This window comes from Bacillus sp. ABR, assembly GCF_056172715.1.
Genome location: NZ_JAOYSL010000004.1, coordinates 138,249 through 151,560, shown reverse-complemented (window position 1 = coordinate 151,560; position 13,312 = coordinate 138,249). Strand labels below are relative to the sequence as shown.

Below are 13,312 nucleotides of genomic sequence, written 5' to 3'. Positions count from 1 at the left end.
ACACTTTTCCTCCTAAGCATCCTCTACATGAAGAGAACAGGTTTTACACACAATTCATTGATTTAACAACGTTTTTTGAATCTCCATTATACCATGTTTTCATCAAGAACATTTTGTTAGACGTTCCCCTATTTCTAAGATGATCAAACATTCACAAGTGAAAAAGACCACGTCTTTATGGACTGGTCCTTTTCTTTTTTAATCGATTTCTACCCGTATAGATGTACAGCTTGAACCATTACACTTCCCAATATCAGCAGGACAAGCGGACACGGCCACAATGAGATCCATTTCAGCCCTCAGGCGAATGTAGTCACCTGGCAGCGATTTTGGCAGCTCGACAGACAGCTTTCCTTTTTCATCAATGACTGTATTCATAAAGGCATTAAAAGGATAATACATATCCTCCTTTGGAATTCCAAAGGGCTCAAAGGCAGTCCGCAAATTGTCGTAGCATGTATGCATGACCTCCAAGTGCGTCCGGCCGTATAATAGCTGATACATTTCTTGCCGGCAGGCGGGCATGTATAAATCATGGCATTCTACTGTATCTTCAATGATCGTAAACATCGGTTTATATAAATTAGAATAGAGCTTATCGCCTTTTTTCACTTTGGATGAAAATAGGCTATCCATTGTGGCACCTTGGTCAAATTTTTCATAAAAATCCTTTTCATGATAGGCCATCACATCTGCTACTTGCTGGCCTTCGACATCAACCACTCGCATACATTGGCCTTTTCCTAAACGAAAGCCGAGTCTACCCTTCGGTAAAATGACGTATTCTCCGTTCATCACATGCACTCCTTTCCATGACAGTATGCCCAAAATGTCCCCTTGATCATGTATAAAAAAAAGAGGTGGTCACAAGCTAATGTCATTGAAATCGAAAGGTGTTGCACTTGCATTGAAAGAAGAACAATCTTTATCTTGGTGGCAGCTTTCTCTCATCGGAGTCGGCTGTACAATTGGCACTGGGTTCTTCCTTGGCTCCAGCATCGCCATTACAAAATCCGGTTATTCCGTCTGTATCTCCTTTTTGCTTGCTGCGGTCGGAACGTATCTCGTTTTTAAACATTTGGCTGCGATGACAGCCGATAATCCTGATAAAGGGTCGTTTTGTTCTTATGCTCGTAAAGCATACGGACGCTGGGCAGGATTTAGTAATGGCTGGGTGTATTGGTTTGCAGAAATGCTGATTACAGGAAGTCAGTTAACCGCCATTTCTCTATTTACCCGTCACTGGTTTCCTTCTGTTCCGCTTTGGGTGTTTTCTGCGATTTATTCTGCTCTTGCCCTGCTTGTCATTATCATAGGGCTTTCTTCTTTTCAAAAGACAGAAAATGTTCTGGCGGTACTGAAAACAGCGGCGATTTTTCTATTTATGATTCTTGCGGTGCTTGTATTATTCGGCATTTTGACAGAACATAAACCGACCCTTCATCTTCCTAATAAGGATCACGAATGGATGCCTCTTGGTCCGCTTGGTCTTTGGAATGGTTTGATTTATGCGTTTTATGCTTTTGGGGGAATTGAAGTCATGGGGCTGATGGCGGTTCATTTAAAGGACCCGAAAGATGCAGCAAAGGCTGGACGTGTCATGCTGATCATTCTAGCAGTCATCTATATCGTCTCAATCGGACTTGCTCTCTTGCTTGTCCCAGTGACAGCCTTTAATGAGAACAGCAGTCCATTTATTACTTCATTAGAGCCGTTTCATTTATCGATCTTTCTTCATATCTTTAATGGCATTTTTATCATTGCCGGTTTTTCGACATTGGTTGCCTCTCTCTATGCAGTCACAACGCTGCTCGGCACAATGTCAGAGCATCAGGATGCACCTGCTTGCTTTAAACAAAAAGATCCATCGCATGTGAGATGGTCTTCGATTATCTTAACTGCTGCTGGCTTAATTGTCTCGATTTTGCTTGCACTCTTTTTGTCCAAACACATCTACGAGCATCTCACAACAGCAGCCGGTCTTACCTTGCTGTATACATGGATCTTTATTCTGTTCTCAAGTAAAAAGCTATCCAAGCCATCCACTCGCCAAACGTGTGAAATGATTCTTGCGCTGCTCTTAATTGGAGCCGCCGTTTCAGGCACATTAACAGAGGCAAGCGGACGACCTGGCTTTTTTATCAGCCTTGGAATCATTGCAGTGATTGCCGTCATGGTGCTATTTATGAGAAAAAAGTGGAAACAGGATCAAACCGCATCATAATTTCATCATGTTTTTTAATGCAGTAAATGGACATTTGGCGGAGGCTGGTTTCTCCGCCTCTTCATCTGGGAGAAAGTACTGCTTCCATTCATGATTGGTCGGATCCCCGTACCATTTTAATGATGGATGAACACTGACCTCATCATATGCTTTGAGCCGCTTGCGAACGAGCTGGCTCATTTTTTGTCCAAACTTGGTCGATCCATTCAATTTCTCAAACACCCATCTAGGCTGAAATGCCATCATGACATAAGGGAAGTGGCGGCTTTTTCTGAGTTTGTGAGCAGGTGTGGAACATAAAATAAAATACGCTTCACCATGGAAGCAATACTCCCACTCATGATGATGAGTATCTAGCGGAATCTCCTCAGGCCATGGTTCTTCATCTTTATGATGCAGCCGTTGAAGCAGCGACCAAAACTGCTGCTCAAACTCTTCAAGCGAACTTTCCTTTAAATCCTGCGGTGTTTCAAAAAAACAGATAAATGAAGCATATTGACCGGTTTCTTTCGCACAGCTTTGATATTCTTTAAGCAGCTGGGCTAATTCATCCACTGCTTCCTCTTCCCTCGGGTCACCAACAAATCCATAGCGTAAATGATCGAGAAAAAATCCCTGTCTTCCGGGTACACAAGGGAATGTATCTGCTTCATCTCCGACCATCTCGCCAAATTGTTTGAAAGCATCCTGCTTCCATTCTTCTAGTGATCGTAGATTTTGATCAAGGCAACTTTTTGCATACAGCTGGGCCATTTCCTTCCACCTCGTTTTAGCGTCTTCTCCACAGCCTATGAGGTGGAAATGGCTGTGGTGACTGTCCTGAAACGACTTAGTTTTTGATCAAAAAAAGAAGCAGGCTTCAGTTTGCCTGCTTTTTATTTAGTGGTCTCATTCTTAAATTCTGATCTGTGTTAACAAAACTTCATGATATTTTGTTTAGAAGTTTCCCTATAATAATAATTAATATCGCCAAGCCAACAAAAGTACCGATAGAACTTGGTTCAATCTTGAAAAATGTAGGAAATATAAACAAATTAAATATAAATATGAACGTGGCTAATATTAGTAAAAATCTGTACAATGTACAATTCAACTCCTCATATCCTCACATTACTGCCTCCATGGAATTCCGTTAGCATGATAGATATCACCTGTTAATGGATTTCTCACCATATGATAACCTATTCCATACTTCCCATTTCCAGAAATAAGTTTTATAGCTGAACCTGCAAAAAATAATATGCCAGAAATAGCACCAATATAAGGAACAAACTTCGCAAATTTTCCAGTAGCCTTAAGAGCACCAGCTATACTGGCTATAGCTCCAGTTGATCCATAACCACCATCTATTATATTTACTATTTTTTTAGTAGTACATGAATCTAAATATAGAGTCGCTCTAGTTCCTGCCCAACTTATTTGAGTTCCATTTTTCCCTTTACACGATGCACTTGTAGATATACTTTGTTTACTATTTACTAACTCTTCTGTCGATTCGATTAAATCATTTCTTTTACTATTTTTAATTGAATACTTATTAACCTGAATTTTTTCATTTTCTTTATCTGGATTTTTAGTAATAACTTCATATTCATAGACTTCGTTATCGCTTTCAATAACATTAAACACTGTTTTATTTTTTCCTGTTTCAATTAATAAAAAATTATTAGGATCAAAATCGTGAGCTTTTGATTCAGATGCCTTAGCTGTTGCCATAGCACTTAATGATGGAAGAATTGTAGAAAATATCAATACTACCACTAACAAAATACTTACTTTCTTAAACATAAACATATCTTCCTTTCAATTAATTATACCCTAACCCTAACACCCCTAAATTATCCATTCAAATGAAAAAAGACCTAATTTTACCTAAAAAATCAGTATATTTATAACACCAAATCAAACAAACAGACTGAATAATCAGCCTGTTTGTTCACTCTTATGAACCAATCAACGCCATAATCCCTTGATACCCAAAATAGGCGCCGAAACCAAGTAACGATAGACCTGCAAGAACGGATAAACCATGTAACACACGTTCACTTAAATAACGCCTAAACGAACTAGCAAGCAGCGCCATGCTGAAATCCCAGATCAGCATGCCGATAAAAATAGCCATACTGTACATGAGCATTTGGGAAGCTCCATACTTTTCGATCGTATTGGCTAAGATGCTGCCGTAGATGCCAAGCCAAAACAAAATACTGAGCGGATTAGATAAAGAAATGAAAAATCCGGTCATGAACGAATGGCCAACTGATGTGTTTCCGCTATCCTTTTTCGGACTCTCCTGTAAATTGATTTTACGCAGACTTTCAATACCGGTATAGGTCAGAACGAAAAAGCCGAACAGCCACAAAAAGGTTTTTACAAGAGGTGCAGTCAAAAGCTGGGCGACACCAAAATAGATGAGAAGCATATAGACAATATCCGCAGCCATAGCCCCCACACCAAAAATCCACGCATGCCAAAATCCACTTTTAATCCCTCTGTCGATTTGGGCTGCATTGACTGGCCCAACAGGCGCTGAAAGTGACAACCCTAAAAAGATATAACCAAAAAACACCGCCACATAGACGTCCTCCTTTTGATGCTGACTTGTACATGTTATTCAAACTTTCTGCGTTTTAGTACAAGTCCTTTGTCATCATTTCAGGTGGACCAGCCGCTGGGTCATTCGCTTAGCGATCTGCTTTCAGTTCCGTCTGCTGCGCGTGTACTGTTTCTTTTTTCTTAGAACGATTCATTTGAATCGCAGCTGCAAACAAAAGAACAGCTAAGAAAGCAAATACAAAGACGGCACTTGCCGCTCCTGCCCATTCCAGACTAAATCCAATTAAAAAGGACAAGCAGGCTCCGCCTAAGCTCGCGGCTGCAATAAAATAACTCGTCGCCTCATCGATGGCATTTTCAATCATTAAGGCAGATGCTGTCAGTGCGATTGGGAACATGCCAGCTGCGCAAAGCCCGATGAAAAAGATGAGGATCAGCTGCGCAGTAATGTGGGTTGTCAGAGCGAATATCACAAGCAGCAAAATCATCAGTGATGCGCTTAGCTTTAAAAAACGCAGCGGATGCAGTTGATCAGCTTTTCTCGCAATCACAGTCCTGCCAATGACGATCGCTGTCCAGAAAGTAGAGACCGCAAAGAGGCCCCAATTTTCTCCCCCCTTTTCCAGCATGATCGACGGCAAAAAGTTCGCAAAGTTCGTTTCAATCCCTGCGTAGAAAAAGGCAAAACAAATCATAATGACCACGATCATTCGATTATTTCGATCAACAAGCAAGGACGGTTTCCTCATCCCTCCTGTGGAAGGAGCATCCATCTGTCCATGAGGCAGTTTGTTCATAAAAACAAGCCAGAGCATGAGGAAAAATGTCAGCGCACCCACCTGAAATAAAAACACATACTGCCATGTCTGGTCTGTGACAGTCAGCAAAATCACTAGCGGAAATAACAGTGCACCTAATCCAAAAAAGACCTCCATGATACTGATTCGCTTTGCACTATTAGCCATTGAAATGACATACGCACCGGCTGTTGTCTCAAGACTGCCTGCGCCGCTCCCAAGAAAAAAACCTGCCAGCACAAGCGTCGTCCAGCCCGGCACCAACAGCCCCAGCAGAAGTGACCCAATCATCAGCAAAAGACCCATGGTCAGCACAGCGCCATAGCCTTTTTTTCTCACTAGAATGGGGGATAGCAGAACACCTGTCAAAAAACCAATAAACTGAAAAAAAATTAAAGATGATAATTCCCCAGGACCCTTATCATAACTCGACAGCAAATAAGGCGTTAAGCTGCCAAAGAACACATGAATGGTCCCAATAAAAAAATAAAAGACACAGCCAAAATAAAATACCTTTTTCATCTTTTCACTTCCTCTAAAAAGGAGCGGAGTCATGACATCCTCCGCTCCACCTCTTTAATATGCCTGAGCAGAGACAACTGCCTCTTCCCTCTCAAAGCATGTATTGAGCGCAGCCTGCGCGCGATAACCATCTTCAAAATCAGCGACCTTCATATGAGTTGGGTATGGATCAGTATTCACCCAATGCATCAGCTGATCGCGGAATGTATCGGACCATCCGTAAAATTCATTCGGCGGATCTGTCAGCAAGGTTTGCGGCATTTGATGACGCTCCACACACAATCCATCACTGATCTCATATTCGTTTTTCATGTTCGTATGGTATTTGAATACCTTGTCATGACCAACGACTTCTACACTAAATCCACATTCCTCAGGCTGCGTACTTTTGGATGTCACCAAATGAAAGAACACTTGATTCTCCATCTGCCCGAAAATTTCGGTATGATCATCCACCTGTACCTTTTTCTCTTCTTTTTCCTTTACACGTGTCAGCATCTTGGTGTTAAGTGATTCTTTCTTCATTTCACTGCCAAATAAGTACCACAGCATATCAATCAAATGAATGCCAAGATCCCCTAGCGCACCGCTCGTACGCAGACTTTCGCCGCTGTCTCTCCATGAAAATGTTTTTCTTCTGAGGGCACTGTTTTTCTTAAAATGAGTTCTGACGGTCAAAATACGCCCTAATTCTCCATTGGCAATCAAGTTTTTCAATATATTCACAAAGGATAAATAACGATAGTTAAAGCCCATACTGGCTTGAACTTGGAACTGTTTGGCTGTCTCCACCATTTCCTTCGCTTCCTTCAGCGACACAGCCATCGGTTTTTCACATAAAATCGGCTGTCCTGCTCTTAGCGACTGAAGGGCATGGTCCTTATGACAAAAATTAGGGGAAGCAATGATCAACCCATCAGATGCATCTGCAAGTGTCTCGATACTTGAATACACACGCCCGCCGTACTGTTTAATGAATCCCTGTGCGACCGACTCATGCAAATCATAGACACCGGATAATTCTGCACCTTTGATCGTTGATAATGCTCTTGCATGTGCTTTTGCAATATTCCCTGCTCCAACAATTCCAATTTTCTTCATGAATGTGCCTCCTCATGTTTATACATCACTGTTTTCAGAGTTTCATAAATTCCTTTTGCATACCCATGATGACAAATTTGGTGATGGTGCCGTTTGGCTTCGCCTGTCGCATTTTGGACAAGGAAACCGTGCGTGACGGATTGAAGCATCCGCAAATCGTTCCCACTATCACCAAACGCAAAGCCTTCATCTTTCGATAGATCATATTGGTTCAACATAAAGCGGACAATTTCATCCTTCCCTGTTCCTACTGGTAAAAAATCGACATCATAGCAATCCGCAGGATCTCCTGCAAGCGGGTTGCATTTGTTGATGTTGACCGCCACACCCCGCTCTTTAGCCAGTGTTTGGATAAATGATAGATGATGAAGATCCGTCCGTTCATCCTGCTCTTGATAATAGAAATTCTTCTTATACCCTGAGCTGCCCAGCTGCGTTTGCGGTCTAAGGGAAATGCCCTTTTCTCGGACTGTTTCCAGGATGTCTTCGATTTTTTCATCTGAAAAGCCCTGTGCATCCAGCCGCTTCATCCACTCTGCATCTGGCTGTCCAAAATGAACATCCGACGTATATACAATCTCAGTCCCTAAGTTCGACGCAATGAAATGCGGGAATTGATGAAATCCGCCTTTTTCCATTTTGCTCGTGACAGAATCGAGGCTGCTTCCCGTCACCCAGCCCAGCAAAAGCTGTTCCGCTTCACTCTTTTCTGCTACAAAGGCTTCCAGCCGCTTGACATCCTCTCTCTGCTCCTCTGTCATTTCGTGAGAATAATACGTTTCATCAAAATCACAGAAGACGATCCACTGCGGATTCTTCGGCTGATTCAGCAGTTTTTTATTGAATGGAAGACTTGATAACATGATGAACCCCCTCGATGACCTTCTCCTGATCTTGCAGCGGCATTCCTGGGTAAAGCGGCAGGTGAAGTAATTGCTGCGCTGCCTTTTCCGTGTGCGGTAGTATTGTTTGTCTATACTTTTGAGAAACAAGATTTGTTTGATGCTGATGCGATAGGATCGGGTAATAGACATCCGTCTCTATGCCCATTTCCAGCAATTTCGCTGCAAGTTCATCTCGGTCTCCCTTCAGTACTCTAATCGGGAATAGATGCCATACATGGTCATCCGTCAGCTTCGGAAGCTTCATGTATCCTTCATCCTCAAGCGTTTGCAGCTGGTCAATATATCGCTTGGCTAAGTAAAAACGTTTAAAGTTTTGCAGTCCTAAATACTTCATTCGTTCGAGTCCGATCGCCGCCTGCAAATTATCAATTTTGGAATTAAAGCCGTAGTCACTGCGTTTGACATTTTTCTTTCCAGATTCAAAGCCGTGATAGCTGATCTCCATGCATTTTTCCGCTAAGGCCTCATCGTTTGTAGCGATGGCGCCTGCCTTTCCGCAGACCCCAAGGTTTTTGTATGGATTAAAGCTGAGAACAAGTCCATCTCCATAAGCACCAAGGCCGCTGCTGCCAATCGCTTGACAGCCATCTTCAATGATTTTCAGCCCATGCTGTTTCGCAATCGCCGAAATAGCCTTCATATCCGCTTGCTTTCCATATAAATGAACCGGTAGAATGCATACCGTTTTATCTGTGATATGCTTCTCTATTTCACTCGGTGCGAGGCAGTATGTTTCTGGATCGATATCGGCATATACCGGAACAGCCCCAATGGCAAGCACTGCATTTTCTGTCGCAGCAAAGCTGTTGGCTGGTAAAATCACCTCGTCTCCTGGATGGACGCCTGCTGATATAAGACTGATCATCAAGGCATCTGTTCCACTTGACGTGGCTATGACATATTTTTTCCCTAAGTACTCAGCAATCGCCTTTTCAAAGGTCGGAATATATGGCCCTGAAGTAAAACGGCCAGAGCTCAATACTTCCTTCAACACCAGCATAATATTATCGATTTCATCCTCGGAAATCAGTTTATCAACCGGCAGAAACGGTATCTTTTTTTCCTTATTTTGTTTATAATGGAAGAGAATTTTTTCCAAACCTGTGCGTTCTATATCTTGCTCAAGGAACGTCACCAGCTTTTCATTTGCTAGATGCTTTTCAACTGAATCGGCTTTTACTTGAACACCTTGATTGATCATATCCAGCAAAGGAAGATAATCCTTGCTTTTACCTGATATCTTCGTCAATATTTGCATTCCATTCCCTCCAATTAATCAATTCCTTTTGTTAATATTTAACTTGTTTCACATTGTAAATGATGTTATCGATTTCAGAACAATAACTTTGTGTAAAGGATTTGTTAATATGTGTACAATTTATGAAATTGCCAAACGCTGCGGGGTTTCAACCACCACCGTTTCCAGAGTGCTAAACCATCACCCATATGTGTCAGAAGAAAAGCGGCAGCTCATCTTACAGGTGATGAAAGAAATGGAATATACACCGAGTTCAGCAGCCCGCACACTAAGGTCACATCAGACAAAAACCATTGCTGTGTCTGTCCCAGCTGTGGACCATCCTTTTTTTGCACAATTGATTAAAGGCATTTCAAAAGAAGCCCTTGATCAAGGATATAAAGCCATCGTGCTTCAGACGTTTTATCAAGAAGCATTAGAGCTTGAAGGACTTCAATTATTAAAAAGAAGAGAAGTAGATGGGGTTATATTGGGGGCGTTAGAAAATACGTGGGAGAAAATTGAGCCATTTTTAACGAACGGCCCCATCGTCATGGCAAATGAATATCATCAAACAGCAAACATCCCGATTATTGGATACGATGAACGGGAAGCTGCCTATAAAGCGGTGGACTACTTGATTCGGTCGGGGCGAAAATCGATTGGGTTTTGCTTTGATACAGAAAGCAGTGAAGCGCAGAAACAAAGAAAACAGGGCTATCTTGATGCACTCTCTGCTCACGGTTTGCCGCTGCAAGATGATTGGCTGTTTGGAGAGGCTTTTACCATTGAAGACGGCTTTCGCTTAATGGAGGTCATTCATCATATGACGGATGCGCCTGATGCCATTTTCACCGGCAATGATCAAGTTGCAGCAGGGCTCATTAAACAGGCCATTTCATATGGCTATCAAATCCCCGAGGATCTAGCGGTCATCGGCTATGACAACCAAGACATATGCGAAGTGACAGCTCCAACGATCACCACGATTGACATACCGATCGTAGAGCTTGGCCAGCGGTCAGTACAGCAAATGATCTCGCTTCTGCAAGACCAAAAACCATTACAGCGCGAACATATCCAGCTGCCTACCCGGCTCGTGACAAGAGAATCTACATAAAGAAAAAAGACTGAGATCTCTCTCAGTCTTTTTTAATCTATCAACCTATAAAAATTGAGCAAGAATGAATGTCCATATACATACAATGCCGAGCAGAATGAAGCTGTACTTCACGGTCTTTTTGAAGAGCTCAGATTCTTTCCCTGTTTCTCCAACAGCTGCTGTAGCGATAGCGATAGATTGTGGAGAAATTAATTTCGCCATCACACCACCGGTCGTGTTCGCCCCAATTAACAAACCTGCCTGTGAGCCGATTTGAGAAGCAGTGACTGCTTGAAGGTTACCGAATAAGGCGTTGTTACTCACGACAGACCCCGTAATAAACACACCGATCCAGCCCAGCACCGGGCTGACAAGCGGGAACAAATCGCCTGTTTTGGCAAGAGCAAGTCCAATCGCAGAACTTAGTCCAGCAAAGTTCGCCAGGTTGGCAAAGCCCATGACAAAACAAATGGTAAGAACGGGGAGCCAAAGCTCTTTCACCGCTGCTTTTAAGCAGGCAGCGCCTTCTGTTAATGTAATATGTCTGCTAAACAGCCCTGTCAGCATCACCGCAATCAGAATGGCAGTACCCGTTGCACTGATGACATCAATTTTAAAGATCGCATCAATAGGTGTTTCCGTTTGTGCAATTGGTGGTAATTTCACAATTTGCTGATGTAAAAATGGCATTTTCACTAAAATCGTCGTCCAGTTAAGTGGTCCTCCTACAGCAAACAATGCTTTAAATGCTGGCAGACTCCATACCGTAATAACCGCAGTTAAAATATAGAACGGAGACCATGCTTTCAGTATTTCAACGCCGCGATACGTTTGTTTCTGTTCAATATCTGGCGCTCCTTCTTCTCGATAAATGTTTTTTGGCTGCCATTTCCGAAGAAATAAAGCCAAAATACCCATACTTGCTAAGGCAGAAATAATATTGGCAAGCTCAGGACCCATCGTCACCATTGTAACAGCTTGCAAAATGGTATAGGTTCCACTCACAACAAGCAAGGCTGGCAGAGTTTCTTTGATTCCTTTGAATCCATCTACAATCAGAATGAGTAGGAACGGAATACAGAATGAAATAAACGGGATCGTATATACAAGAGTTTGAGATAACGCAATCGGCGTCATATTGCCCATTTGCGCCCCTGTAATCACTGGGATTCCCACAGCACCAAATGCACCAGATGCAGCATTGGCAATTAAGCAGAGCATCGCGGCTTTCAGCGGTTTAAACCCAAGCTCTGTTAAGAGAGCGGCACTAATCGCAATCGGTACACCAAACCCAGCAGCACCTTCTAAAAATGCGTTAAAGCTAAAACCTATTAATAAGAGCTGAAGACGCTGATCTTGAGAGATTCCTGCAATACTAGAACGAATGACATCGAACTTACCAGATTTCACGGCAATTTTATAGAGCCATACCGCCATGATCACGATATATCCAATCGGCCACAGCCCATTAGATATACCGAGCAGCACAGCAGATAATGCCTTTTCAACTGGCATATGGAAGAAGAAAACAGCTGTTACAAAACTGACGATTAAGGTAAAACAAGCGGCTAAAACACCTTTTAACTTAAAAACGGTTAATGCAAGTAGGAAAAACAAGATTGGGAGCATTGCCACCAATGCACTGACGAATTCATTACCAAACGGATCATATATTTGCTGCCACATAGTGATTCATCCTTTTCTGCTCAGATAGGTTGCTTTTGATTGATTAAAAATGAGGAGCCAAAATCTCTTTTAACACATTCACACTGTGTGCAAATTTTTCTTTCTCTGTATCATCCAGAGCAAGCTCCATCACTTCTGTTGCACCATTTCGATTCACAAGGGCTGGTACACCAATGTAGACATCTTCTGCTCCGTACTCACCATCCAAGTAAGTGCTGACCGTTAAAATGCTGTTTTCATTGTGCAGGATCGCTCTTGTAATGCGGGCTAAACTCATTGCTACGCCGTAGTAAGTGGCGCCTTTTTTCTCAATGATTTGGTAAGCGGCATGACGGACATTTTCCATGATTTCATCTAAGTCTTCTTGTTTGTATTGATCATTTCTCTTCATTAATTCTGTAATTGGTACACTTCCGATATTCGCATGACTCCAAACCGCAAGCTCAGTATCCCCATGTTCGCCAATGATGTACGCATGCACATTGTGTGCCGCTGCTTCAAAATACTCACTGAGCATGTATCTAAATCTTGCCGTATCAAGCGTCGTACCACTGCCAATCACTCGTTCTTTTGGAAGTCCACTGAATTTCCAAGTCGCATATGTCAAAATATCAACTGGGTTCGTAGCAACTAAGAAAATACCATCGAATCCGCTTTTCATCACATTGTCTACAATGCCTTTAAATATATTTAAATTTTTCTCAACAAGGTCAAGTCTCGTTTCACCTGGCTTTTGGTTTGCGCCAGCACAGATACATACAATGTCTGCATCCTTACAATCCTCATAATCTCCATACCAAGTATTCACAGGATGCGGGGCAAATGCTTTTCCGTGGTTTAAATCCATCACGTCACCCATTGCTTTGTCTTGATTCAAATCGATAACAACCAATTCATCTGTGATCGCTTGATTTATTAATGTAAAGGCATAACTGCTGCCGACGAAACCTGCTCCAATAAGGGCTACTTTGTTTACTTTTTCGTTTGTCATTTATCTCATCCTCCTGAGTAAAACTAGGCTGTTTTTATTATGTGAAGTATTTCACATTCTTATTGTGCAACACTTCACAAACTTTTGCAAGGGGGTTGCTCAAAAAAAATATGTAGCGAATTTGTGAACACATTTATTGTGCTTTCAAAGCGCTGGTTCCATACATATTTCCACAAGAAAAAAGCTGCCAA

At 42.2% G+C, this 13,312-nt stretch carries 12 protein-coding genes; 2 read left to right on the top strand and 10 right to left on the bottom strand.

Going from position 1 to position 13,312, the window contains the following annotated elements; all coding sequences use genetic code 11:
• Positions 1 to 198: 198 nt before the first annotated feature.
• Positions 199 to 795, bottom strand: coding sequence for a DUF1989 domain-containing protein (locus tag OIT90_RS14230; RefSeq protein ID WP_047202087.1), 597 nt, complete (start codon positions 793 to 795; stop codon positions 199 to 201).
• 79 nt (positions 796 to 874) lie between these two features.
• Here OIT90_RS14230 and OIT90_RS14225 point away from each other — a divergent pair, with 79 nt between their 5' ends.
• Positions 875 to 2,224 (top strand): amino acid permease, encoded by a 1,350-nt coding sequence (locus OIT90_RS14225; RefSeq protein WP_064498613.1) that lies wholly within the window; start codon positions 875 to 877, stop codon positions 2,222 to 2,224.
• On the opposite strand, the gene OIT90_RS14220 is transcribed toward OIT90_RS14225, so the two are convergent.
• From OIT90_RS14220 to OIT90_RS14190, 7 genes are all read right to left on the bottom strand, one after another.
• Positions 2,219 to 2,977 carry a YqcI/YcgG family protein gene (locus tag OIT90_RS14220; RefSeq protein WP_059374380.1) on the bottom strand — a complete coding sequence of 253 codons (759 nt, stop codon included), beginning with the start codon at positions 2,975 to 2,977 and terminating at the stop codon, positions 2,219 to 2,221. The genes OIT90_RS14225 and OIT90_RS14220 overlap by 6 nt on opposite strands.
• A gap of 357 nt (positions 2,978 to 3,334) precedes the next feature.
• Positions 3,335 to 4,012, bottom strand: coding sequence for a hypothetical protein (locus tag OIT90_RS14215; RefSeq protein ID WP_394722367.1), 678 nt, complete (start codon positions 4,010 to 4,012; stop codon positions 3,335 to 3,337).
• 154 nt (positions 4,013 to 4,166) lie between these two features.
• On the bottom strand, positions 4,167 to 4,799 hold the full coding sequence (locus tag OIT90_RS14210; protein ID WP_474892654.1) for a LysE family translocator: 633 nt from the start codon (positions 4,797 to 4,799) through the stop codon (positions 4,167 to 4,169).
• A 109-nt stretch (positions 4,800 to 4,908) separates the two neighbouring features.
• The gene (locus OIT90_RS14205; RefSeq protein ID WP_474892653.1) at positions 4,909 to 6,099 is read right to left on the bottom strand and encodes an MFS transporter; all 1,191 of its coding nucleotides are present in this window, start codon (positions 6,097 to 6,099) and stop codon (positions 4,909 to 4,911) included.
• 54 nt (positions 6,100 to 6,153) lie between these two features.
• Positions 6,154 to 7,200 (bottom strand): Gfo/Idh/MocA family protein, encoded by a 1,047-nt coding sequence (locus tag OIT90_RS14200; protein WP_039176319.1) that lies wholly within the window; start codon positions 7,198 to 7,200, stop codon positions 6,154 to 6,156.
• Positions 7,197 to 8,063 carry an HAD-IIB family hydrolase gene (locus OIT90_RS14195; RefSeq protein WP_474892652.1) on the bottom strand — a complete coding sequence of 289 codons (867 nt, stop codon included), beginning with the start codon at positions 8,061 to 8,063 and terminating at the stop codon, positions 7,197 to 7,199. The genes OIT90_RS14200 and OIT90_RS14195 overlap by 4 nt, the downstream gene beginning before the upstream one ends.
• Positions 8,038 to 9,363 carry a DegT/DnrJ/EryC1/StrS family aminotransferase gene (locus tag OIT90_RS14190; RefSeq protein WP_474892651.1) on the bottom strand — a complete coding sequence of 442 codons (1,326 nt, stop codon included), beginning with the start codon at positions 9,361 to 9,363 and terminating at the stop codon, positions 8,038 to 8,040. Before OIT90_RS14190 ends, OIT90_RS14195 begins: the two co-directional genes overlap by 26 nt.
• A 109-nt stretch (positions 9,364 to 9,472) precedes the next feature.
• Between OIT90_RS14190 and OIT90_RS14185 the strand changes: the two genes are divergently transcribed.
• Positions 9,473 to 10,462: a LacI family DNA-binding transcriptional regulator gene (locus OIT90_RS14185; protein WP_039176311.1), complete on the top strand. Its 990-nt coding sequence runs from the start codon at positions 9,473 to 9,475 to the stop codon at positions 10,460 to 10,462.
• A 45-nt stretch (positions 10,463 to 10,507) separates the two neighbouring features.
• Here the strand turns inward: OIT90_RS14185 and OIT90_RS14180 are convergent, their stop codons facing one another.
• Both OIT90_RS14180 and OIT90_RS14175 read right to left on the bottom strand, forming a co-directional pair.
• Positions 10,508 to 12,130, bottom strand: a complete 1,623-nt coding sequence (locus OIT90_RS14180; RefSeq protein WP_474892650.1) for an L-lactate permease — start codon at positions 12,128 to 12,130, stop codon at positions 10,508 to 10,510.
• Between the two features lie 43 nt (positions 12,131 to 12,173).
• Positions 12,174 to 13,121, bottom strand: coding sequence for an L-lactate dehydrogenase (locus tag OIT90_RS14175; protein ID WP_064498609.1), 948 nt, complete (start codon positions 13,119 to 13,121; stop codon positions 12,174 to 12,176).
• Positions 13,122 to 13,312: the final 191 nt, after the last annotated feature.